This window comes from Halomonas sp. BMC6 (assembly GCF_964204995.1).
Classification (GTDB): Bacteria; Pseudomonadota; Gammaproteobacteria; order Pseudomonadales; family Halomonadaceae; genus Vreelandella.
In genome coordinates, this window is record NZ_CAXNSH010000001.1 from 1,886,242 (window position 1) to 1,906,861 (window position 20,620).

Here is a 20,620-nt window from a genome sequence, read left to right on the forward strand (position 1 = left end):
TCATGCTCCTGGGCGCGGTTTGGCGACGCCAGGTACATTGGCGAGGCCTTCGGCACAGTCGGCACCGCGTGAGGTGAGGGTCACTATCCAGCCAGCGCGGGGCTGCTGGGCAATCACCAGGCCTTGTTCTTCTAGCCAGGCAATATCGCCGTGTAGCTTGTCGCGGCTGATGTGGTGGGCATAGGCACCTTTTAGCTCATCGTTCAGGCTGTATTCGTTGGTGGTGAACTGGCTGCGGCGTGACAGAATCCGCAGGATGCCCAAGCGACGGCCTTCAGTTTCAAAGTCAGAAAAGTGTTGCCCGATCATGAGCGGCCCCCTTGATTCAGCAAGTAGTCGTTAATGCGATTGACCTGCACCGACGTGCTTTTTTGGTTAGCGCTGATCTCCGCCAGCAGTACGTTGGTGCGAGCCATTTGCTCCTGTAGCTTTTCGATGTCTTCGTGATCGGGTAGCCGTTCCACTTTGTGCTCCAAGTTGACCACCTTGCGCTCGACGCCATCGATACGGTCATTGGTGCCTTTAATGGCAGCTTGGCTAGCGCGGTGTTTGTTCAGCCAGTACACGTAGGCCGCCATGAGCGCGGTGAGCAGTGCCTGCATCACGTCGAAGATCACCTTGGCGGCGTTCCAGTTGAATAACTCCATGAGGTTCCCTTATCGGTGGGTTAGCTGCCAACGCGCTTTATCACGGCGTCCATAAAGCCGCTGGGCTGTTGGCCTGCGGCCACTTGTTTGTCGCGGCTTCGGCAGGTGGCGTTAATCCCCAACATGGCAAGCGCCACGCCCCACATGGGGGTGAGTGCGGTAACGGCTTGGGCTACCAAACCTGCTTGCTCAGGCGTAGCCACAATCGACCAGGCAATGGCCACGCACTGGATAACCCAGGCAATCGCAGTGAGATAGCCAAAGGTAGGCCGCCAACGGCGCACATAGGCGTCGTTGCTCGCAGCTTCGGCCCGCATGGTTTTATTTACTTCGCCAAGGCGCACGCTTTCGGCTTCTAGCACCATGCGGGTGAGGGTTTGCTGGTGATCGTTTTCGAGCTGCTGGAGCTTGATGGCGGCGTCTGGGTCGCCGAGTGCTTGGGCGACGGCGTCGGGAGTGGCGGCAACGCCTAAGGCTTTGGCGGCTAGTTGGCCCACGGCTGCCCCAGCGTGGCCGCCGAGGGCGCTGCCGATCAGTGGGGCCATACCGCCTACGGTGGTGGCTAGTTCTCGCCATTGCATGGTTCACCCGCCCCAGCGGGCAGGGCCGCTTGTGCGTGTGTCTACGTGGGTGAAGGTGTTGTAGCGTCCCACGCTGGCCGTGGGGTGCTGGGTTTCCACGTAGGTGGCTACCACGGCGGGGTCGATGCCTTGCACGCGGATATCAGCGGCGCGGCCAAACACATGCTGGCTGGCGGCAGCACCGCCTACGCGTCGGTTGTAGGCCGCACAGCGGCAACCGCTGTTGATGATGACCGGGGCATCGAAATGCAGACGGATATCTTGCAGTAGCGTTAGGGTTTCAAGGTCTACCGTATCGAACCCACATCCGCATTTGCAGGCAAATTCACGGCGTCGGAAATGGATAGAGATGTCGTCACGGGGCATGGCGAGAGAGCCTCATTGCAGGTGAGCGAAGCACAGAGCAGTGAGGTTCAGGATAGGGCGGTAGGGTACGGCGTCGGGATTAGCGAGAATTAAAGAAAACAACCCGCCGAGGCGGGTTTGTTGGAGGCGTTGTTCAGGAGCTGGTTGGGGTTATACCTCACACTGATGGCGACCAAGTGTTTTGAACCCTTCTCCTCTGGAGACAGCCGCAATGTCGATAATACGTACTAGGCGATTACCTTCGCCAGTGGCGTTTTCCCGCACCACTTCACATACAGACGCTGCATACCCATCACGGTTGCTGCCGTTGTCCAGCACTCCAACGTAGATGGCGCCATCATCGGTGACCAAAAAGTCTTGGGCAGCGCTGTCTTGCATCACGGTTGATTTAATAGCGTCTTCATCGATGGTGACATTATTTGTGGCTTGGCTTTCGCCACAACCCGATAACAAGGCAGCGCTTATAACAGTAACTCTGGTGATTGCTCTCACTGAGCTCTCCTTAAGTTATTGGTAGTTGTGAGAACGTTACCAGTTGCACGCTTCACGTAGGGGCACAATAGCCTCTTCCAGTCCACCAACCGGAAACTGAACAGTGATAGGGGATTCGCTATAAGGTGTGACACGAACAGTGAGGATATCAGCATCCAATAGAGTTCGTATTACAGGAATAGATCTGCCACCATTCCATAAACCCAGCGCCTTGTGGTCAGTAGAGGCTAACATATCACGCCTCACTGCATCCTGCTGATCCACCCTCATCGTTACACGCCCATAGCCCTGACTATCAGCCATATGGTGCTCATCAAAACTCAGGTACATAACAGTTGTATTTTCGTGGCAACGCAGAATTAAGCTTGGTCTGCTGTTTCTTCCAAAGCGACCCATAACAGGCTCCATTGACTCTGTGCGTAGTACAACTGTTTTACTATCGTCAATGGGGGACGTTTGTTCGTTTACGTTCCACTCTGAGACGGCTTTCTGCTCAGTTGCAGGACGATACTCTGCGTCATAACAAGCCAATCGACGCTGGTCATTTGAAATATCGGCGCATTCCTCGGAAGCTTGTGCAGTGCCAACCGCCAGTAACGTCATTATCCCTGCTAATATTTTCATAGCACCCCCTTGTATATGATTGCTTTCTTATTCGGATGTCAAAACAGCCCCGGCTGTATGCGGTTGCGGTGCAGTGACCGTTGCTCGGCCAGGATCTTGTAGATCTGGATCACGTTCTTATCGTAGCGCCGTGCCAACTCGGCGTGGTTGCTGCCGTTAAACTCGCACCATATCTGATGGTCGCGCAGCGCTCGGTCGAGCTGATCCCCTTTGGCTAAATAGAATACCTGCCCGCCGTGGTAATACGCCAGTATTCTTAGGGTGGAAAACGCCAGACGTTGGGCAATACGCGGCTCCAGACCTATCTCGATGTACTCCGCTTCGATCACCTGCAGCATGTCCACCAGCGACTGAGGCCAGTGGCGGGCTAGCTCTGGGTCGGGCAAGCGTTCCAGGGCATCGGCGGGGATCTCATCAAACCCAAAATCGAGGTTATCTTCATTTGAGGTCATCGGGGTACCGTCCTTGCCGTTTGGCGTCGATGATTAGCGCGGTCATCAGACGGTGCAGTTGGTCATCGTCTAGCCAGTCCACCCGCTCAACGTCGAACATCCGCTTTGCCATGCTGTCGGCGTAGGCCCATGGGCGCTCTGCGTGGGTGAGCATCGCTTCAATCTTGCTCATCACGTTCTGGCGTGTGCGCGGTGGGCGCGGTGCCTTCCGGCCTGCTTTCTTGGCGGGCTTGGGTTCAAACCCGAGGCGGCGAAACTCGTACATCACGCCGCCAACGGTGCGGTTGGTGAGTTCTTTGGCACTGGTCACGCCCGCTGTGCGGGCGAGGATGGCGCGGTAGTCTTCATCTGTCAGGCCCAGTTGGGCCTTAGCGATGTGGATTTGGGCCAGCTTGCCTTTGCTGATCATGACGCTACCTCACCGATCTGGGCGTGGCGGCTGCCATTCACGCCTTGGTGGAAGCTGACTTTCTTGCCGTCCTGATAGCCCTGGTGAATAGCACCGTGGTCATGGCTGCGCATGCCTTTGGTGTTATCGCGGGGCTTCATGGTTTCTAGGTCCTTCCAGCGTTTGGCCTTGTAGGCTTCCACGATGGCGTTCTCTGCCTCTGTGCGCTGGTGGCGGGTTACCTGAGTGGCCACAGCGTTAATCCATGCTTACGCGTAGAGGTCGCCACGGCGCACTTTGGTGGCGCGCTTTAGGCGCTTGTTCTGGGTAGCGAGGAACGCGCTGCGGTCGCGCTTTAGCTGACGGCCCAACACTTCAAAGGCATAGCCTGCTACTTCGGCAGCACCATTGACGCCGTAGAACTCAACATTCAGCGCCCATCGCTCGCCGTCGTAAACCTGCTGATAGACCTTCTCAGCGCCGAAGGCACTGGCGACCATGTTGCCCAGCATGGTGACGTATGCGGGCGGTGTTTTTCCTGCGCCGGTTTTAGCCGTGTGCGTTTCCACATCGCTCAAGGCCACGTCTTCGCTGGTGACTCCATGAATGGCCATCAGCTTTTGCGCCTGGCGCAATGCGGCGGCGGCTTCATTGGCATTGCTCGACTTGGCAAGCCGTAGGCACTTCTTGATTTTGTCTAACGCTTTGCTATCCATTTCTCTCCCCTTGGCTGCTCATCAGTGCTGGGCCACCACGCCCAGCAGACGCCCCGCTATTGGCAGGGCGTTTCGCTTAATGGAGGGTGGTTGGAGTGGTGCCGCCGACTTCTTCCAAGGCCTCTTTGATGGCCAGCATTCCCAGCAGCGCTAACTTGCCTGCCTGTTGCAGCTGTGGCGTCTCGGCTTTATCGCCATTGAATCCGGCGCATACCGTGAAGCCGCCACCTTCGTTAGGCTCAATCGTGATCATGGCCTTGGTGCTGGTGTTTACTTTCTCGCTCATGCCACACCTCGCTGGTGGGTGATGTGGTAGCGGTACTGGATGCCCGCTAGTGGATCTGCATCGCGCAGGTAGTCACTGCGTACGTTGACCTTTGGGCCATACACCTGACGCGCTACGTTTAGGGCTGCGTCGCGGTGCGTGGTACCGGTGGCCCGCTTGCCGCGCAGGGTGGCGACATATCCGCCCATGGCGGGGCTAACGCGGATGGAGGAGGTATTCGCTACGGTGGTCATTGGGTCACCTCGTCGGTCATGTTCTCGCTCGCCCAACGCCATGCTGAGTGTTTCCATTTGCGCGGTGGTGGGTTTGCCTTGAGCCACTTTTTAGCGGTGGCGGCACTGATGCCGCGCTCTTGGAGTTGGTAGAAATAGGCGCACTTGCTGGGCATGGGTCACACCTCCGCGATGTTCAGGCTGATGGGCTTGTACCGCTCGGTTTCACCGATACGCTCGTAGACCCGCACATAGCTTTTGGAGCCAGTGATTTGCACGGCGTCAGAGATGGCATCCATGGCTTTCAGCCAGCGCGGGTCGTCGAAGTCGTACCGGCGCAGGGCGAGGATGGCGCTGGTGCGCAGGTTGCCTTGCTTGTCGGTGCGGAAAGCGTCTTGCACGATGATCTTCACTTCTGAGCGTGCGCCGTCGGTCCAGTCTTTCAGGCACTCATCAATCAGGGCTTTGGCCGCTTCCAGACGCTCATCGAAGGTGATGTGGTCGGAGATTTGGCGCTGGATTTTGTAGCGGCCATCGAAGCTCAGCAGCGTGACGTTGCCTTTCTTGCCGCCGACGTTGACGCCGTACTGTTCAGCAGAGAGCTGCACGAACGTTTCGATATCGCCAAAGGCGGCGGCTTTGAACTGCTGCAGTTGGCGGTTCAGCTCGATGGCCTTGGTCACCAGCTCGATGGCGAGTTCATCGCGAGCCTGATCAATCGGCTTGATGCTCTCTTCGGGGATCAGTCGCCCTTTAGCGTCCATGCGGTAGCCATCGGGGATTTGGGTGGTCTCGGTCACTGTCGTGTTCATGGGTTACTCCTGTTCTTCTTCGATGGCGTTAGAAACAGCGTTAAAAGCATCGATATAGCGCTGGGTATCGGGGCCGTTCAGGCAGATCAGCGCTCCACGCACTTGGCCTTCGCTGCTGCCGAGCTGAATGGCCACTTGGCCGACGTTGGAGGTGTCCATGTCATTCAGCACATCGCAGACCGAGGCTTTACCGATATCGTCGATGTTGAGTAGCCGCAGCATGGCGTTAGTGGTGTTGCTCATCTCAGGCTCCTTTACGGGCAAAGTTGGAGGCGGTGCGGTTACGCCCGTGGTGACGGTGATGCCGCATCGGCTCGACGAACGCGCCGTTGCGCTGGCTCATGCGGTTTAAGGCGCGCTCGGCTTGGGCGACTTCTTCACGCCAGCGATCGAGCAGGTCGCGCCAGTCCCAGGCGGCGGCTTGGATCTCGATGTCGTCGTCTTCGCTGGCGGTTTCGGCGACCGCTGCCAGGCCGGTGTCCCAGCGCTGCCATAGGCGCAGCATCGCCGCTTGCTGTGCGGGTAATAGCGGCTCTATCGCCGGGGGTAGCAGTTCGTAAGTCACCGGGTTCGCCATGTACTGCGCCAAGTTGATGCCGTGGCGGAAGATGCGCAGACGCATGAAGCGGTCGGCGTAGTACTCCAGTTCGCTGTCGGTGTAGGTATTCATTGTTGTTCTCCCTGGCTGGCTGCCCCTTTCAGTAGGTCGCTCAGGCGTTTGGGGGCGTTGGCTTTTTCAGCGGTTTTGTCGTGTTGCGGCGAGCGCTGATGGGGAACGTGTGCCTTGCGCTGTGCTAACCGTTCGTGTTCGGCAAGTACGTCATCGGTGGAACGCTCGCGCAGGGGGGCAACGGCGGCGCGGTTTGCAGGCTGTTTGGCACCGCTACGAACTTGCTCCTCTCTCTGCTTTTCCACATCGGTGGCGTGGCGATCAGCGCAGTTGGCCACTACCTCATAGAGGTAGCCGTGGCCGGTGAGCGGTAGGTTGCTGGGTGGGCGCTCTAGCAGTTGATCCAACGCCATCACCCAAACCTTGAGCGGGGCTTGGCGGGTGATGCCTTTGCGTTCGATCACTTCACTGGTGATGACGTCTTTCAGCTCGCCCAGCAGGCGGGCGCTTTTGGCGCTGGCCAGGGCGCGCGATTTGGGCCGGAACATGCCGAGGTAGCGCACGATGCGGCTGCTCAGTAAGGCGGGCATTTCCAGCGCGGCGGCTAGTGCTTGGTTGTGTTCGCCTTGGGTGACGAACGCGGCCATGTCGCCGCTCATGCCGCATTCGGGGCAGGTGGCTTTCAGGGTCATTGGTCTTCTCCCTGCTGGCGGTCGGGGTTGTTCGGGCAGGTTTGGCAGCTGCGCCATAGGCGCATGGCCATGGGGTTGTGGGTGGGCGCTGGGCGCGAGCGGTACTCGCGGCACTGTTCCACGCTGATAGTGCGTTCTTGCGCGGGGCAGTTCAGGCCGTCTAGCGCTTCCAGCACCTTCTTTTCGATGCTGCTGGTAGATGGGCTGGGGTAGCGGTTGGCCAGTGCCAAAGAGACTGCGCTGCGCGAGACGCCGATACGATCACCGGCCATCTTGCGATTAGTGGCGCGTACCTCGTTGGCCAGCAGGGTGATCCAGCGGGGCGGCTCTTCGCCCCAGTTGGAAATATCTACGGCGCGTGTGCGGCGAATGGCGTTCATGGCTCGCCCCCTTCGGTTTTGGTGACGCGGCTGTACACTACTTCGTTGGTGTTGGGGTCGAAGAGCTGTTGAGTGCGTCGGATCTGTGGGGCAATCGGCCCTGTCCAGCGGCTGGCGTTGAACCGGTACTTAGCGTTAACGGCCCCCGTGCCTGCCGTTGCTTGGCGGGTGATCGTCACGTATTTGGCATAAGTGAGGTAACGCAGATACTCGATGGCGGTTTCATGGCTGACCGACACTTCGGGAGTACTGGCGGCATCTGCGAGTTCGGCAGCGGTACACTCACCAATGATTTTCAGCGTTCGCCACATCTGTTCCCTGCCTAGGGGCGGGGGGAGAGTGCCATCGCGCCGTACTCGAGGAGCTTCTACACCAATGTCTTTCACCAAGGTGTAGTAGCGAGATCCTCCTTTCGGAAAAGCCGTGCATTCGATAAAGCCTGCTTTTCTCAGGCCGGTGAAGTAGTCGCGTACGCGATTTTGCGAAACGCCGATCGCAATTTGCTCCCAAATATCAGTGATCGAAAAAGAGCGGCCTTGGGTGTGGAAGCTACGGATGGCTTCCCACATTGCTTGGCGATCTCCCTTTAGGCCTTGAGCGGTGAGTTGCGTTTGTTTCGCCATGCCTTAACCCCTCCGCGCCGGTGGTTGGCCGGTGTGGATGTCTTGCTCGCTCCACTCGCGTAGGCCTACCGTTTTCCAGCCTTGAGCGGTGGCTTCTGAGTGGATCTGGTAGAGGTTCACCGCCACACGGCGCAGGCAGCCTTTAACGCGGTTGTTGATAGCGTCCAGCAGATCGTCTTCGATGGTGATATCGGGGTAGCTCTTGGCGGCTAGGGCGCATACGTCGTCTAGACTGGCAGCTTGGGCGGGCACCCATTCCAGTACGCGGTTGTGCAGGCGCTCCAGGCGAGCCATGGAGGCAGGCACGCGCTCTTCACCGATCAGAATCAGGGTGCCTTGGCTGGCGTTATAGATGTCCGTTAAAACGTTGGCGGCGGCTTTGTCGATGACGTACTGAACGTCATCAATAATCAACGGGCGGCCAGAGCGGGAGAGCTGCTCCGCGATCTGGTCGACCATCTCGCTGAGCGTCTTCATGGGAATGATGCCCATCTCGCGCAGGATGGCGACCACAAAGGCTTTCTTCGTCCAGCTTTCGCGGCACTCGACGTAGTAGGCGCGGTGCATGTTGGCGGCATAGGCGGCTGCTAGGCTTTTGCCGTAGCCGCTGGGGCCGTACATGACCACCAAGCCAGGTAATTCTGGTGGGCGGTTGGCGGCACTTTCGACAGCGGCGGCCAGTAGGCCAACGTTGGTGAGTGGTACAATGGTGTTGACGCTCATATCAGTTCCTTAATTGCTGCGGGTGTCATGGGCCGTGGTTCAGACGGCCCGTCGGGTGCGGGTGGGTTGCCGCCCACCTGCATCCATTTCGGTATCCATCACTTTGGCGATGGCTTTTAAATCGTTGTGGTGCTGGTAACGCTCGTGCCATTCGCGGGCGGCTTCGGGTACTTCTTCTCCTTGCTGTAGTTGTCCATCCAGCTTCTTCCAGAGCCGATATCGCTCCATCTTGTTGTGGGGTATCTGAAAGCGTGTGCCTTGATCGGCCAGTTGCTTGGCGTAGGCGCGGCCTTGGGCTGCCTGCTTTTCGTCTGATTGGCGGGCGGCGGGAGTAATCGTTTTGATTTCCACATCGCTGCCGGTGACCACCTTGGCTTTCTGCACCAAGCGGTTGAGCTGGCCTTTTTCACGTTTTTCGGCGGCGCGTTCGATCATGGTGGCGGGCATCGCGGGGGTGGCGTTGCCATCCAGTTGGGCATCGCCGAGGTATTCACCTTCTAGGGTGAAGATGCCGACGCAGCCGGTATCGCGGTAATCCCAGGCCACGCGGATCTCTTCGCCGTGGAAGTCGCGTAGGGCATCCATGAAGTAGACGCCGCCATTGATGCGCACCTCTCCACGGTTGGTTTTGCGCACTTCTTGTGGGCGCATGAGCGAGGCAACGACATCGGAAGGTGCGGTGAGCGCTTTAAAGCCTTCGGCCTCGGCACTTTTCCAGGCTTCCATGGGGCTTTGGTGGCGCAGCTTGCCGCTGTCTAAATCGCGTACTTTGGGCAGCCCTTTGTGGGGCCGGTGGTTATAGGTATCTATGGCGTCGTTTAAGCGTTCAAAGAACTCTTGAAACGTGGGAATAAAGGCGGGCTTTAGCCCTCTTGGCCGCAGAAACTGAGTGCAACACCTGAGCATTTCGCTAAGGTGTTGTCCCATGTCTTACCTCGAACTCAGTATTGAAGAACGTGCCAGCATCCAAGTGGGTCAAGCCCAAGGGATGAGCCTTCGGCATATTGCCCAGCTCCTGGGGCGAGCTCCTTCAACCATCTCTCGTGAAATACGCCGTAACCAAATGGCCCAGAACGGTTACTGCGCCCGGTACGCCCAACGTCAGCGAGAAAAGCGTCGAGAGGTCTGTCGTCCTGCGCGTAAGCTTTTGCCAGGCACCGAGCGGTTTGATCTCATCGTGCATATGTTGCGGCGATGCTTGTCTCCCGAACAAATTAGCGGCAAGCTCAAGACGATGAAACTCCCTGATTTGCGCGATGCCTACGTCTGCCGAGAGACCATCTACACGGCCATTTATGCCTTGCCTGTTGGCCACCTTCGCAAGGAACTGATTCACTGCTTGCGACAAGGTAAAACCACACGCAAGCCTCGCCGTGGCGAAGTGGATCGACGTGGACAGATCCCTGACATGGTCAGCATTCACTTACGTCCGCCCGAGGTCAGTAAGCGTGAAATGCCCGGCCACTGGGAAGGCGATCTGATCAAAGGTAAGAATAACGCGTCCGCGGTAGGCACCTTGGTAGAGCTTAGCAGTGGCTATCTGATCCTCGCAAAAATGGACGACGCCACCGCCACATCCGCCGTAGCAGGGTTTAGTGCCGCCCTGAACCGAATGCCGGCCACCGCTCGAAAAAGCATGACCTATGATCAGGGGCGTGAAATGGCACAGCATGCAAAAATCACTCAAGAAACGGGCGTTGCGATTTATTTTTGCGATCCCCACAGCCCCTGGCAACGTGGGGCCAATGAGAATATCAATGGTCTTATCCGTCAATATTTACCGAAAGGAACGGACCTTTCAGCACATAGCCAGGAAGAGCTGGACGCCATTGCCTTTGAGCTGAATATGCGACCTCGAAAACGCTTTGGATTTAAATGTCCGATAGAAGTGATGAGCGAGCTGATGGCCAAGTACCATGAAAGCCCATCAACCATCCAATGAGTGTGTTGCACTCAGAGTCTGCATCCGCCCCTTGTTTAATATCGCGGCGGCTTAACTTGTGCGTTTTAGTGGCGGCTTCTTTATCCATATCTGCGCCAATAAAGCTGGGCATTTCTTTTGCTAGTTTCACTAGGATGGTTTTGTGGGCTCGCTCAATGACGCCGCGTGCCTGGGAGTTATAAGGCAGTGAGTGGGTAATGCTGCCCCCCAGGCGGTCGACCACTTCATAAACAGTGGCGTTGTCAAAGCCTGAACCGTTATCGACATAGAACAGGTTGAACATGCCCACGCGGCTCACGGCATCGCGCAGGGCATCCAGCGTGGCCACCGTGGATTCGGCAAGGTTGAGGGCAAAGCCGACGATGCGGCGGGTGCCCCAATCAATGATAAGCGTGATCTCGGGCCGGAAGGCTTGGCCGGTGAGCGGGTTAATTACTTCGGCATCGAAGGTGTGGCCATCCGCTACCCATACATCGTTGGGCAGTAGCGCGTCGCTGGTGCGGCGCTTGAAGGGCTGTAGGGCTTTCAGCTCATGCGCACCCATGCGGCCACGCTCACGCGCTTCCGGTGAAAGCTTGGCTAGCCAGCGGCGCACCTGATGTATAGAAGGGTGTGGCGGCTCGGTCTGTTCGACCAGCAGCTGGTAGGCCGCTTCCACGCTGGGCTTTTGCGGCTTCTGGTAGCGCTTGAGAAAGTCACCGGCCCAAAGCGGCATGCTCATATCGGCCTTGCGTCGTTTGGGGGCGAGGCCGCGTTCACCATGCTTGCGGAAGTCAGCGATCCAGCGCTTGAGGGTGCGTTCGCTAAGGGTGCGAGTTTCTGTTTTACGGTCGTTGGCCAGCACTACCCGCTGTTTGAGGTAAGGCGTTAGATCGTCGGCTTGGGCGTGGGCGACTAACGTTTCGATTGCGCGCTGCTGGCTGACCATCTTGCTCATGCGTTCGATCTCGCGGACGAACGCAACGCGGGCACCCATCACTTGGCGCTGTGCATCGGTAAGTTGTTGCTGGCCTGGGCGCTGCTCTTCTTGCGGCGGCGCTACGGTGCTAGCAGGCGCAGGAGCGGCGTTATCCGCTTGTGCCAACAGCAGTGCGTTCTGGGTTTCTTTGGGTAGCACGGCGAAGGCGTATTCATAGCCTCCACCACGCCCCATGCGCTTCTGTGCTTCCCAGCGCTGAGTATTGGCTTTGGCCTTAACACCCTGAACGGTGCCGGGCATGCCTGGTAGCCCGGCCAACTCTTTGGCGGAGTACCAGTTCATTCCTCTTCTCCCATCATCTTTTTCAGCTTGCGCAGATCCGCATTGACTCGCTCCTGAATGCGGGACAGCTTCCCGTATTCGGCAGCTAGCGCTTCACGGCCATAGGCAACGCGCCCGCCGCGCAGGTGGACGATCCAGTCGGTAAAGGCATGGCTTTGGCACACCTCTTCCAAAAGCGGAATGCGGTAGAACGGGATGTTGTGGTCGGCGCGGCCTGGGCTCGACCACGCATCCAGCATGTGCTTGGAAACGTCGTCACCTGAGAGGCGGCTCATTTGCGCGGCAATCTCGTAGCGGTCTACCGGGCACTCTTTCAGCACTACTCCTACTAGCTCGCTGACCTGGGCGGCATAGTTACCGCTGCCTGGCGTAGGCACGACCGGCACTGGCACTTCGAAGATGTCTAGCGTTAAGTCGTCTTTGACACGGCGCATGGTTATGCCCTCCGGGCCAATTGACGATGCGCGATAGCGTTAGAGCCGCTATCATGCAGACTTAATGTTGATGCGCTCTTTTCCGCTCGATTGGGGCGCTGACGGCAGGGGGTGCCATCGTTGTTCCAGCACTCAGGCCAAATCACTGCAGGCTTGAGATCTAACGCTGCTGCGATAGCTCGTTCCATACGTGGGTAGGGCGTGCGCTTTACAGATGCCAGCGTTCCTAGCTCTACGCCAAGGCGGCGAGATAGCTCCGCCAACGTAAGGCCACGAGACCGGATCTGATATTTGATCCACTCCCATCGCGCCGTTGGGTTGGTAGGTATGTCCAGTTTCATAGCGTCACTCCGTGGCGTTTTTTCTGGCTGTCTAACCCTCACATGTGAGTAAACATAACGCTATTCGGTTAGGTGATCAAGTCGGATAGAGGTTTTTAAAGTTCTTTTCGACTATCCAGTTAGTCGAATATGGTTAATTTGCTGATGTTTCAAGGACTTGGCTAAAGATGAAAGTTGAAAGCTCAGATAGCCCAACACTTTCAAGTTCAAAGAAAGAACTTGAAAGAGATGAAGCGTTTATCGAGCGCCTGCGTAGTCTTGCTGAAGCCCATGGGAGTGTTAACGCTTTAGCGAAAGCGGCGGGTGTATCGCAAAGCGGTTTGCAGCGCTATCTGAATGGAGGTGAGCCTAGTCGGAAAGCGCTTATCGCAATCGCGGTTGCTGGTGGCGTTTCATTAGAGTGGCTAGCAACAGGAAGCGGTGAGTCAGCGATAACTGAGGGACATCAAGCAGAAGTGCTTGGCATGGAGGACTACGCCTTTGTGCCGCTGTATGACGCACAGTGCAGCGCTGGGGCGGGTGCCTGGAATGAGAACTGTCGAGTGCTTACGCATATCAGCTTCACGCGCTACTCATTGCGCAAGCAGGGGCTGACGCCGGATCACCTCTCAGCGATCCGTATCGACGGCGATAGCATGGAGCCGGTACTGCACAGCGGTGACACGGTGCTGATCGATCACACGCGCACCACGATTGAGGGCGAGGGTATCTATATCCTGCGTCTGGATGGACATCTCTACGCCAAGCGGCTGCAGCGTAACTTTGATGGGGTCGCCATCATCAGCGCCAACAGCGCGTACGATAAGGTGACCGTGCCGCGTGACCGTCTGGCAGAGCTGGAGATTATCGGGCGGGCTGTTTGGTCTGCAGGGTGGTTGTGAGTCGTTTAAGGAGGCAACATGGAAGGTACTGTAGTTGGCATCAACCCTAGAAAAGGCTTCATAGCCATAAGACTAGATGATGGAGACATCACGGTTGCAGAGCTACTGGGTGACTACGACGTTGATTTGCGTGACAGAATTCGCGGCGATTTAGAGGCTCTCGGCGGGGAGTATTTCTACAACCTTACGAAGCAAGAAGAACTAGATGTGTTTGTCCAAGGGACGGGCTGCTCTGATTACAACGCTAAGCTACTTTTATCCAACTGACATCAGTGCCAAACATCTTACAAAAAATGCCGCTCAGCTTATGAACGGCATTTTTTTCAATTTGCGCATCTTTGGCACTGCTGGCGTCTAACATGCTGTCATCCTATACTAGCTGTCTGCACGTAACTCTCTGAATCTATGGCGCTAAATTTCGCCGCTCGTCCCACCTTATCCCTCTATGTTGTTTATAGTCCCACATTAGGCCGCTGTGCCATATCTCCTGCTAACCCACACATTCGAGCTCACGCGCTCTTGATCCAGCGTTTCAGAGCCCAGGTGCACCTCTTCCAGTGAGATTGCCATGGCATCGACTTCTTGATCGATGCGTTGCAGTGCATTTTCAAGCGTGTACGTCAGCATGTGGATCTCACCCATTTGCTCGTCCGAGAGCGTCTCAGCGCTAAGGAGTTGGTTGAGACGTTGGTTCCCTTCTTGAATATTCTCAAGGGCTTGGGGGAGGTTCTCGGAGGGCGCGCCCTCAAAGTGATCCAGGCGGTCTTGGCTGTCTGCCAGCACCAGCCCGCTACTCATCAAGCCACCTACCATCACTAAGAAAAGTCGTTTCATTGAAAGCCTCGTCGGAGTGTTGCGGGATTATGTGAGCTTTTTATTTGAGCGCAAAAATAGTCTTTTTGCAAATCTTAATGATATATATTCGTATTTACGATCAAAGAATATCAAGAGTCCATCCCGGTTGCATGACGAGCAAGCGGTGCACATGCCTGGACAATGGGTGTCCAGACGGTTCGTGATCCGTCTATACTCGGGATAAAGTCACCCCACCAGGCTGCCCATGTCCGTTGATTTGCAGGCGCTTTATCCCAAGTTGATTCACTTGATGCTCGATACTGTGTTCGTAGTCGATGCAGGGCATCGCATTCTATTCGTCAGCGATGCCTGCGAGTCGCTGCTGGGCTACCGCGCGGATGAACTGGTAGGCACACTGATTACTCGCTATATGCACCCAGAAGATTTGGCGGTCACCCAAGACTCCATCAAGCGGGTGATGAACGGGCAGCCCCATCTCGATTTTCGCAATCGCTACCTGCATAAAAGTGGAAGCGTGGTGCACGTGCTGTGGTCGGCGCGCTGGTCGGAGGAGGATCAAGTACGCATCGGGGTGGCTCGCAATGTGACCGCCCTGGTGCAAGCGGAAGACGATCTGCGGTTTCTTGCACACCACGACCCGTTGACCAAACTGACCAACCGGTCGCTGTTTTACGATCGTCTGGCGTCGGCGATAAGCGCTGCCAAGCGATATCGAACGCGTTTTGCGTTGCTCTTTTTGGATGTGAACGACTTCAAGCGCATCAACGATGTGCATGGTCATGCGGCAGGCGACGCCGTGCTATGTGAAATAGCGCGTCGTTTGAAAGAGTGCGTCCGGGAAACCGATACGGTGGCCCGTATGGGCGGCGATGAGTTCACGGTGCTGTTGACCAATATTCACTCTAAAGAGACCGCGATGGAAAAAGCGGCCCAGCTGCTCGATGCGTTAGTCACGAACGAAAAGAGCGGTACACCCAGTATCGGCATGCCGTCTTGCAGTGTAGGGGTGGCCATCTACCCTGAAGACGGCAAAAGTGCCGATGCGTTGCTTCACTATGCTGACGTCAACATGTATCGAATGAAGAGACAGCGCGGACGCTCGTCATCCGCCATGTTAAAACGGTAGGCCGCCGCTAACGCCAAAAACCGCCACGGCAACCACGACAACGACAACCACGATGGTAGTAGTAGATGGCATGCTCTCGTCCTCTGAGAAATGAGTGAGCTATTAGCCTAGACGCTAGCGGACGATTTCGCACATTGGGCTACCGCCCACAGCCTAGCGCTGCACCAAGAGCTGAAAAGTAGTCGCTAAACGCCCCGTTGATCTGCGCACGCTGTTCGCCTTGTGGGTACAGGCCGCGCTCGGCTTCAGGCGAAGTTTTGGTACCTTTGACCAAAAAGTGATTTGTGATGGCAGCGTCCTGCACGAAGGCTTCGAAAGCCCGGGCGCACAGCTCTTCGGGTTTGCTGTAGTAAAGCTGTCCCAGGGCCTTGTCCATCGCGGCAGAGTGGCGAAATAGCGGGCTAGGCTGCTGGCCGTCCGATTGAAGCAAGATGGCCCGAAAGCAGGCGATCAATCGTTGGTTGAGAGGGTGGCGAATGGGCGTGGCATCGGCTAACCAAGCGGCGGATGCAAAGGCGTTATGGGGGGCTGCCTGGAAGCACTTAGGCGCAATGTAGTGGTCAAAGGCGTGAAACCACTCATGGGCAATGCTGCCCGGTCCTGCGTTCTTGGCGAGTGCAAAGCTGCGCTGACTGGGGTCGTAGTGTGCCGATACCCCAGGGCGGCCTCCGGTGCCGTACTGTAGTGCCAGTGTGCCTCTCAGCGAAATCAACGTTTCCGTGCCCTGCAAGATCAGCATGAGGTCACAGAGCGCGTCGTGAAACAGCGCTGCGGCTCGGTCGCGCTCTTCGTTCGTCACCCAGCGGCCAATCTCGATGGAGCGGAAATCGAATTGGCGACGAATTGCGCCAAAGCTGCTGGCAGCGTCTGCGCGATGTCGCGGACCGTTACGAAAAAATGTGCGTTCGTGAAAGCTCACGTGTCACCTATGACGGTGGGAGTCATCGCGTTGGCTACATGGCGCCCATGAAAAAGCGCCCTCATAAATGAGGACGCTTTTTTAAGCACCAATGCTTCCAGTACCTAGCCTTCCATGGTCATCACTTAGCTCTTCCTGAGCGTGCTCCTTCCTTGGCGTTACATGGCTCTTCCTGAGCATGCTCTTTCCATGAGCAGTATCTCGCTGTTCCTTAGCGTTCATTCCCTTGTGACGCGGTATCCCTGCCGCGAACGTGTTTAACTATAGGTTAGGGATAAATAATGTACAAGATTAAATTGTATCTTTATTGTACTTAAATAGTACGTAAATGATGCTACGTGTTATCTATTGGCGTGAAAACATCGCGTTATCCGAGCGTTGGCACTGATGGATTTTCTATACACGAGACGTGGAGGGGGCTTGTAACCCACCATGATCGCCCCAACGTAGGTGAAGCAACGCACCACGCTATCCCACTCTTCACTATTAGGAGCATCGAGATGAGCAAGCGTATTCTAGTGGTATTGACCTCGCACGATCAGCTCGGCGATACAGGCGAAAAAACCGGCTTTTGGCTGGAAGAGCTGGCAGCGCCTTACTACGTATTCAAGGATGCGGGAGCAGAAGTGACGCTTGCCTCACCCAAAGGTGGACAGCCGCCGCTGGACCCCAAAAGCGATGCGGAAGATAGCCAAACCGACGAAACCCGTCGCTTCCAGCAAGATGAGGTGGCGAAAGCCGAATTGGCGAACACTCACCGCCTGAGCGACATGAGCGCTGATGATTTCGACGCCGTGTTCTATCCCGGTGGTCACGGCCCCTTGTGGGATTTGGTGGATGACAAAGACTCCATCAAACTGATCGAAACCTTCATCGCTCAGGGTAAGCCGGTTGCGTCCGTCTGCCACGCGCCTATCGTGCTGGTGAATGCCAAGGACAGCAACGGAGAACCGGTGGTGAAAGGCCGTCAAGTCACCGGATTCACCAACGGTGAAGAAGAGGCGGTTGGCCTCACCAACGTGGTCCCACACTTGGTGGAAGATGCGTTGCAGAAGTGCGGCGGTATCTATAGCAAAGCCGATCTCTTCACTCCCTACGTACGTGAAGATGGCCAACTGATCACCGGCCAGAACCCGCCTTCCTCTGCACCCACGGCAGAAGCGCTGATGGCGTGGTTCACGCGCTAAGCCATGGCGTGACAGCGAAAAAAGGCGGGCCGTTGAGCCCGCCTTTTTGATACCTGTGCGAGTGGCCGGTCAGATGCTAAAACCGATAGGTCAGCGATACGCCACCCAATCCCTGCCAGTCACTGCCCAGCTCATCCACGATGGGGCTATCCGACGCGTTTCCGGTGAGAATGGTCGTGCCTACGAAGCCCGTGGCGGTCCATTCCCGGGTGAGCGCGTAACTCAGAGAAGCATTGACGCCTGCTCGCCAGTAGCCGCCATCCGGTGAGTAAGGAGCGATACCGCTGCGTGCGCTATCTTGGGCAGAAACCCCAAAGAACGATTCGGTCCACTTTTCGTTGGAGTAGCTCACGCTGGGCGTCAGCGTGAAGAGCGCGCGCTCGCTCATGGGCAGTCGCAAGGCCGCCTCACCCGTGAAGTTAGCGCCTTCGACATCTCCCGTCACCGCCGTGCTGCCCGCGATGCTGTAGCGCCACATGCCCTGCTGGTAGCTGACGCGCAGGCCAAGGGTCGCGCCGCCATCCACTTTCTCGAATCGGCTGATGTCGCCTTCGTTGTCTCGGCCGAAGGTGTAACCGATATATGGCGACACGGTCCAGTCACCTTGGCGGAGAGCGTGCCAAGCGATCCCGTCGCGCAGGTTGATGGAAACATCGTCACCGTACGTGAGGTTCAGTACCGGTAGCGGCTGCACGTCGTAATCATCGCTACCCAGATAGTCGGGGGCGTAGGCCGCACCGGCGCCCACGGTACCTTCCCAGCTATTAGCCAGGGCAGGGGTCGCCAGCATGACCCCGAAGGCTGCTGCGAGGTAAGGGGCCAGGCGCGTGGATGAAGCAGAGGCAGAAAACGTTGAGAGATTCATGGTCACGGGTATGTCCTTATGAGTAACAAACGTACGTGATGGTATGTTTTTCTCACTCGCCTGCGCAAGCGCGAGTGAGCGCGCCCGGCGATGACACGAAAAACTTTTTGCGTTTCATATCCCAGGTTAGATAACTGAGCCGTGATAGGGCGCACTGTGTGCACATAACGCAGGGATGGCGTTACAAGGAAGTGCAAGCAGGGAGTGCTTGCGGCGCACAAGGAAGCATGAACAGGACGTTCGTGACGTAAGATTAAGGAGGACCTGATGAAACCCCGGCCAGCGATGGCCGGGGTTTTTTATGAGCCAGCAACGTACGGACTGTTGCTGTGGTCGCGGCCGTTGCAAAGGCCATTAACAGGCGTAGTGATAGAACAGAGTGCTGAGCTGGCTCATGGGTGCTGACACTGCCGTTTGGCAGCTTAAACAGCGCAGCAGCACGCTGTCTTTACCGGTGCCTTCCAACCGGAACCGATTGAGGTACGGTGTTGTGGCGGATTCTGCATTGCCGCAGTGGCGGCACATGATATCCACACCGTGGACTTTCGAACTGATCATGATATGTCGCACGCTGACCTCCTACCGCTAGGGGGTGAATGGGTTCAGGCGTGGTAACGTCCGTGTAGAGAAGCATCACGAAGGATGCTCAAAAAGTATAGGTAGCGCTGACACAAAGCGCTATAAAAAGCATGCGCAGGCGTTTTTGGGCGAATGGCAGAGGGAAGCGTCAAAAAATTTAATAAAAGTGCGGTGTTTTCTATCTCACGTTAATGTCGTTGACACATATAAGGTTCATGGTGGGCAGTAACACAGGGAGGGTGTCAAGGAGTAAGAGCAAGCACGGAGCGCTTGTAAGACCAGGGATGCACGAACAGGACGTTCGTGAAGAAGGATTACGGAGGAGTCACTGCTACCCCGGCCATGTTTGGCCGGGGTTTTTTTATGCTGATTAAGCGGAGACTTCTTCGTCGCTACCGGGTTTGGCGCTGCCTTGGTGAGCCAGCGGGCTGGCTTGATCGAGACGCGGGTGATTATCCAAGAACGCCCGCTTGAGATTGGGCAGGGCATCCAGCGCTTGAATGGTGTGGTGCAGCGCGTGAATCGCTGCCAGCACGTCTTGGGTGTTACCGGTTTCCGAAATGGTGTGCATATTGCGGATCGGGAACCCCATGGAGGTCGCTGCACTATCGATGGAGGCCAGGACGCCTGCCATGCCATCAGTGCCGGTATCCACACCCACGATGTCCCGCTGCATGGGAATGTCCTGCTCTTTAGCGGCGCTGGCGATGATGCGGTTGAGCTGCTCGCTGGCAATCGAACCCACCGATAGCGTAAAGCCTTTGCCCATTTCCAGCGGCTGCATGCGCTTGTCGCCAATGCCGGGTGCCGCTACGTAGTCGTGGTTCACGTCCACACCAATCAGCGCATCGGGCTTTAGCTCACCGGCCAGCACGCGGCTGCCGAAGCGGCCAATCTCTTCGTAGCTGGCAATGGCAAACATGACCCGTACGTTTTCAGTGCCGCCTGCTTCGGCGATCAGGCGCGCGACTTCAGCCGTCACAAAGCAGCCCAGGCCGTTGTCCAAATATGCGCCGTAGAACGTATTCGGGCTAAAGCCTTGGCGGATAGGGCGGTTGAAGATGATCGAGTCGCCCGGACGCACGCCCAGGTTCAGCACCTGCTGCTTCTTGTTCTCGCCATGAATCTGCAGGTCGAGGTAGATCTGCTCTTTCTTGATGCCTTTGCTGCCATCGCGCTGGGCAGGGTCGGAGAAGTGGATCGCGCCCAGCGCTTCCACCGTGCCGCCCTCGATGCTGCGGTAGCTGCCGGGGGCGTCCGGGTCTTCGCTGAACAGCGTCACTTCATGACCGATCAATACGCCGGGCAGGAAAGAGTCGGTATTGATCCAGATTTTGCCGTCTTCACCAATCGAGCGAACCTGCATGCGGATTTTGTCCGCATGGCCGATGATCATCAGCTTGAACATATCATCACGGCCCGGGTGCGTATCCAGTACCACGCCCGCGTTGCCTTTGAACTGGTGCAAGTGCCAGTCGCTGGGGGCGAAGCGCTCGAAGTAAGGCTTCAGCACGCCGTAGGTCATCGCGCCTTCCAGGCCTACCGGGCTGGGGGCGGCCAAAATATCGCGCATCAGTTTGAACTGCGCGTCGGGCATCGGTTGCGTCCAGGGTTTTGCAGTATCGCTCATGGTGCTTACTCGCTTATGAGGGTAGTGAACGTGAG

The 20,620-nt window shown here is 56.9% G+C and carries 34 protein-coding genes, 1 other RNA gene and 1 pseudogene; 6 read left to right on the top strand and 30 right to left on the bottom strand.

Annotated elements, in window-relative coordinates; genetic code table 11:
* The 22 genes from AB6K10_RS08940 to AB6K10_RS09045 all read right to left on the bottom strand — a co-directional run bounded on the left by AB6K10_RS08940 (position 1) and on the right by AB6K10_RS09045 (position 9,531).
* Positions 1-309, bottom strand: a complete 309-nt coding sequence (locus tag AB6K10_RS08940) for an ArsR family transcriptional regulator (protein WP_339118485.1) — start codon at positions 307-309, stop codon at positions 1-3.
* Positions 306-647: a DUF2730 family protein gene (locus AB6K10_RS08945; protein WP_339118486.1), complete on the bottom strand. Its 342-nt coding sequence runs from the start codon at positions 645-647 to the stop codon at positions 306-308. The genes AB6K10_RS08940 and AB6K10_RS08945 overlap by 4 nt, the downstream gene beginning before the upstream one ends.
* Positions 648-667: 20 nt before the next feature.
* On the bottom strand, positions 668-1,228 hold the full coding sequence (locus tag AB6K10_RS08950; RefSeq protein WP_339118487.1) for a 3TM-type holin: 561 nt from the start codon (positions 1,226-1,228) through the stop codon (positions 668-670).
* Positions 1,229-1,231: 3 nt separating this feature from the next.
* Positions 1,232-1,594 (bottom strand): D-Ala-D-Ala carboxypeptidase family metallohydrolase, encoded by a 363-nt coding sequence (locus AB6K10_RS08955; protein WP_339118488.1) that lies wholly within the window; start codon positions 1,592-1,594, stop codon positions 1,232-1,234.
* 150 nt (positions 1,595-1,744) lie between these two features.
* The gene (locus tag AB6K10_RS08960; protein WP_339118489.1) at positions 1,745-2,086 is read right to left on the bottom strand and encodes a hypothetical protein; all 342 of its coding nucleotides are present in this window, start codon (positions 2,084-2,086) and stop codon (positions 1,745-1,747) included.
* A 36-nt stretch (positions 2,087-2,122) separates the two neighbouring features.
* The gene (locus AB6K10_RS08965) at positions 2,123-2,710 is read right to left on the bottom strand and encodes a type VI secretion system-associated protein TagO (protein ID WP_339118490.1); all 588 of its coding nucleotides are present in this window, start codon (positions 2,708-2,710) and stop codon (positions 2,123-2,125) included.
* A 38-nt stretch (positions 2,711-2,748) separates the two neighbouring features.
* A complete protein-coding gene (locus AB6K10_RS08970) occupies positions 2,749-3,162 on the bottom strand; it encodes a Mor transcription activator family protein (protein WP_339118491.1) in 414 nt (137 codons plus the stop codon).
* Positions 3,149-3,571 carry a regulatory protein GemA gene (locus tag AB6K10_RS08975; RefSeq protein ID WP_339118492.1) on the bottom strand — a complete coding sequence of 141 codons (423 nt, stop codon included), beginning with the start codon at positions 3,569-3,571 and terminating at the stop codon, positions 3,149-3,151. The genes AB6K10_RS08970 and AB6K10_RS08975 overlap by 14 nt, the downstream gene beginning before the upstream one ends.
* On the bottom strand, positions 3,568-3,804 hold the full coding sequence (locus AB6K10_RS08980; protein WP_339118493.1) for a hypothetical protein: 237 nt from the start codon (positions 3,802-3,804) through the stop codon (positions 3,568-3,570). The genes AB6K10_RS08975 and AB6K10_RS08980 overlap by 4 nt, the downstream gene beginning before the upstream one ends.
* Positions 3,805-3,819: 15 nt before the next feature.
* Positions 3,820-4,266 carry a DUF2786 domain-containing protein gene (locus AB6K10_RS08985; RefSeq protein WP_339118494.1) on the bottom strand — a complete coding sequence of 149 codons (447 nt, stop codon included), beginning with the start codon at positions 4,264-4,266 and terminating at the stop codon, positions 3,820-3,822.
* Between the two features lie 8 nt (positions 4,267-4,274).
* Positions 4,275-4,344, bottom strand: an RNA gene (locus tag AB6K10_RS08990) — hammerhead ribozyme type II.
* The gene (locus tag AB6K10_RS08995) at positions 4,343-4,552 is read right to left on the bottom strand and encodes a hypothetical protein (RefSeq protein ID WP_339118495.1); all 210 of its coding nucleotides are present in this window, start codon (positions 4,550-4,552) and stop codon (positions 4,343-4,345) included. The genes AB6K10_RS08990 and AB6K10_RS08995 overlap by 2 nt, the downstream gene beginning before the upstream one ends.
* A complete protein-coding gene (locus tag AB6K10_RS09000; protein WP_339118496.1) occupies positions 4,549-4,785 on the bottom strand; it encodes a hypothetical protein in 237 nt (78 codons plus the stop codon). The genes AB6K10_RS08995 and AB6K10_RS09000 overlap by 4 nt, the downstream gene beginning before the upstream one ends.
* A complete protein-coding gene (locus tag AB6K10_RS09005) occupies positions 4,782-4,940 on the bottom strand; it encodes a hypothetical protein (RefSeq protein WP_339118497.1) in 159 nt (52 codons plus the stop codon). The genes AB6K10_RS09000 and AB6K10_RS09005 overlap by 4 nt, the downstream gene beginning before the upstream one ends.
* Positions 4,941-4,943: 3 nt before the next feature.
* Positions 4,944-5,576 (bottom strand): DUF3164 family protein, encoded by a 633-nt coding sequence (locus tag AB6K10_RS09010; protein WP_339118498.1) that lies wholly within the window; start codon positions 5,574-5,576, stop codon positions 4,944-4,946.
* 3 nt (positions 5,577-5,579) lie between these two features.
* Entirely contained in the window at positions 5,580-5,819 is a 240-nt protein-coding gene (locus AB6K10_RS09015; protein ID WP_339118499.1) for a hypothetical protein, read from the bottom strand.
* A 1-nt stretch (position 5,820) separates the two neighbouring features.
* On the bottom strand, positions 5,821-6,246 hold the full coding sequence (locus tag AB6K10_RS09020) for a hypothetical protein (protein WP_339118500.1): 426 nt from the start codon (positions 6,244-6,246) through the stop codon (positions 5,821-5,823).
* Entirely contained in the window at positions 6,243-6,878 is a 636-nt protein-coding gene (locus AB6K10_RS09025; protein ID WP_339118501.1) for a hypothetical protein, read from the bottom strand. Before AB6K10_RS09025 ends, AB6K10_RS09020 begins: the two co-directional genes overlap by 4 nt.
* A complete protein-coding gene (locus tag AB6K10_RS09030; protein ID WP_281997193.1) occupies positions 6,875-7,258 on the bottom strand; it encodes a hypothetical protein in 384 nt (127 codons plus the stop codon). The genes AB6K10_RS09025 and AB6K10_RS09030 overlap by 4 nt, the downstream gene beginning before the upstream one ends.
* Positions 7,255-7,881: a hypothetical protein gene (locus AB6K10_RS09035; protein ID WP_339118502.1), complete on the bottom strand. Its 627-nt coding sequence runs from the start codon at positions 7,879-7,881 to the stop codon at positions 7,255-7,257. The genes AB6K10_RS09030 and AB6K10_RS09035 overlap by 4 nt, the downstream gene beginning before the upstream one ends.
* Positions 7,882-7,884: 3 nt before the next feature.
* The gene (locus tag AB6K10_RS09040; protein ID WP_281441616.1) at positions 7,885-8,604 is read right to left on the bottom strand and encodes an AAA family ATPase; all 720 of its coding nucleotides are present in this window, start codon (positions 8,602-8,604) and stop codon (positions 7,885-7,887) included.
* A 39-nt stretch (positions 8,605-8,643) separates the two neighbouring features.
* The gene (locus AB6K10_RS09045; protein WP_339118503.1) at positions 8,644-9,531 is read right to left on the bottom strand and encodes a Mu transposase C-terminal domain-containing protein; all 888 of its coding nucleotides are present in this window, start codon (positions 9,529-9,531) and stop codon (positions 8,644-8,646) included.
* Between AB6K10_RS09045 and AB6K10_RS09050 the strand changes: the two genes are divergently transcribed.
* Entirely contained in the window at positions 9,530-10,546 is a 1,017-nt protein-coding gene (locus tag AB6K10_RS09050; RefSeq protein ID WP_339117984.1) for an IS30 family transposase, read from the top strand. The two genes, AB6K10_RS09045 and AB6K10_RS09050, sit on opposite strands and share 2 nt — an antisense overlap.
* Here the strand turns inward: AB6K10_RS09050 and AB6K10_RS09055 are convergent.
* Genes AB6K10_RS09055 through AB6K10_RS09065 form a run of 3 tightly spaced genes read right to left on the bottom strand, consistent with a single transcriptional unit; the run spans position 10,476 to position 12,582 of the window.
* A complete protein-coding gene (locus AB6K10_RS09055; protein ID WP_339118504.1) occupies positions 10,476-11,807 on the bottom strand; it encodes a DNA-binding protein in 1,332 nt (443 codons plus the stop codon). The genes AB6K10_RS09050 and AB6K10_RS09055 overlap by 71 nt on opposite strands.
* Positions 11,804-12,241: a hypothetical protein gene (locus AB6K10_RS09060; RefSeq protein ID WP_339118505.1), complete on the bottom strand. Its 438-nt coding sequence runs from the start codon at positions 12,239-12,241 to the stop codon at positions 11,804-11,806. The genes AB6K10_RS09055 and AB6K10_RS09060 overlap by 4 nt, the downstream gene beginning before the upstream one ends.
* 2 nt (positions 12,242-12,243) lie before the next feature.
* Positions 12,244-12,582: a transcriptional regulator gene (locus AB6K10_RS09065; RefSeq protein ID WP_368473616.1), complete on the bottom strand. Its 339-nt coding sequence runs from the start codon at positions 12,580-12,582 to the stop codon at positions 12,244-12,246.
* Positions 12,583-12,749: 167 nt separating this feature from the next.
* On the opposite strand from AB6K10_RS09065, the pseudogene AB6K10_RS09070 reads away from it, so the two are divergent.
* The 3 genes and pseudogenes from AB6K10_RS09070 to AB6K10_RS09080 all read left to right on the top strand — a co-directional run.
* Positions 12,750-12,998 (top strand): annotated as a pseudogene (locus AB6K10_RS09070) (helix-turn-helix domain-containing protein); the annotation flags it as partial.
* A gap of 48 nt (positions 12,999-13,046) precedes the next feature.
* Complete coding sequence (locus tag AB6K10_RS09075; RefSeq protein ID WP_339119611.1) at positions 13,047-13,463, top strand: S24 family peptidase; 417 nt, start codon at positions 13,047-13,049, stop codon at positions 13,461-13,463.
* An 18-nt stretch (positions 13,464-13,481) separates the two neighbouring features.
* The gene (locus AB6K10_RS09080; protein ID WP_144981079.1) at positions 13,482-13,730 is read left to right on the top strand and encodes a hypothetical protein; all 249 of its coding nucleotides are present in this window, start codon (positions 13,482-13,484) and stop codon (positions 13,728-13,730) included.
* Between the two features lie 198 nt (positions 13,731-13,928).
* Here AB6K10_RS09080 and AB6K10_RS09085 read toward each other — a convergent pair whose 3' ends face one another.
* Positions 13,929-14,297: a DUF6746 family protein gene (locus tag AB6K10_RS09085; RefSeq protein WP_339118506.1), complete on the bottom strand. Its 369-nt coding sequence runs from the start codon at positions 14,295-14,297 to the stop codon at positions 13,929-13,931.
* 226 nt (positions 14,298-14,523) lie between these two features.
* Between AB6K10_RS09085 and AB6K10_RS09090 the strand changes: the two genes are divergently transcribed.
* Entirely contained in the window at positions 14,524-15,405 is an 882-nt protein-coding gene (locus tag AB6K10_RS09090) for a GGDEF domain-containing protein (RefSeq protein ID WP_339118507.1), read from the top strand.
* A gap of 139 nt (positions 15,406-15,544) precedes the next feature.
* Here the strand turns inward: AB6K10_RS09090 and AB6K10_RS09095 are convergent, their stop codons facing one another.
* Positions 15,545-16,324, bottom strand: a complete 780-nt coding sequence (locus AB6K10_RS09095) for a CLCA_X family protein (protein WP_253017203.1) — start codon at positions 16,322-16,324, stop codon at positions 15,545-15,547.
* Between the two features lie 500 nt (positions 16,325-16,824).
* On the opposite strand from AB6K10_RS09095, the gene AB6K10_RS09100 reads away from it, so the two are divergent.
* Positions 16,825-17,511, top strand: a complete 687-nt coding sequence (locus tag AB6K10_RS09100; protein ID WP_159341627.1) for a type 1 glutamine amidotransferase domain-containing protein — start codon at positions 16,825-16,827, stop codon at positions 17,509-17,511.
* Between the two features lie 76 nt (positions 17,512-17,587).
* Here AB6K10_RS09100 and AB6K10_RS09105 read toward each other — a convergent pair whose 3' ends face one another.
* The 3 genes from AB6K10_RS09105 to AB6K10_RS09115 all read right to left on the bottom strand — a co-directional run bounded on the left by AB6K10_RS09105 (position 17,588) and on the right by AB6K10_RS09115 (position 20,585).
* On the bottom strand, positions 17,588-18,376 hold the full coding sequence (locus AB6K10_RS09105) for a MipA/OmpV family protein (RefSeq protein ID WP_253017205.1): 789 nt from the start codon (positions 18,374-18,376) through the stop codon (positions 17,588-17,590).
* 354 nt (positions 18,377-18,730) lie between these two features.
* Positions 18,731-18,946, bottom strand: coding sequence for a hypothetical protein (locus tag AB6K10_RS09110; protein ID WP_159341628.1), 216 nt, complete (start codon positions 18,944-18,946; stop codon positions 18,731-18,733).
* Between the two features lie 379 nt (positions 18,947-19,325).
* The gene (locus tag AB6K10_RS09115) at positions 19,326-20,585 is read right to left on the bottom strand and encodes a M20/M25/M40 family metallo-hydrolase (RefSeq protein ID WP_253017206.1); all 1,260 of its coding nucleotides are present in this window, start codon (positions 20,583-20,585) and stop codon (positions 19,326-19,328) included.
* Between the last annotated feature and the right edge of the window lie 35 nt (positions 20,586-20,620).